This window comes from Streptomyces sp. GbtcB7, assembly GCF_019091445.1.
GTDB lineage: Bacteria > Actinomycetota > Actinomycetes > Streptomycetales > Streptomycetaceae > Streptomyces > Streptomyces mirabilis.
This window is the reverse complement of sequence record NZ_JAGXJM010000415.1, coordinates 1-254: the sequence shown is the minus strand read 5'-3', so window position 1 is coordinate 254 and position 254 is coordinate 1. Positions and strand designations below refer to the sequence as shown.

Below are 254 nucleotides of genomic sequence, written 5' to 3'. Positions count from 1 at the left end.
GATGAGACGGTGCCGCGTTAGTTCTCCGCGATCCGATCGGCGACCGTGGCGGTCATCGGAGTCAGCGCTCCGTTGAGAACAGCCTGCGCGATCATCCAGAAGACAGCGACCAGGGTGATGGTGGGAGAAAACCGGAGCCCGACAAGGGCCACGGCGCCGATGATCGCGCCGTAGAGCATCCACGGGGCGCGGCGGCCCAGTCGGGAACGGGTGCGGTCCGAGAACACGCCCACGAGCGGCTGAATCAGCATCGT

General features: G+C 66.1%; 1 protein-coding gene. It reads right to left on the bottom strand.

Annotated elements, in window-relative coordinates; translation table 11 throughout:
- Positions 1–17: 17 nt before the first annotated feature.
- A partial coding sequence (locus KVT44_RS56400) for an MFS transporter (protein ID WP_217577056.1) occupies positions 18–254 on the bottom strand: 237 nt, incomplete at its 5' end.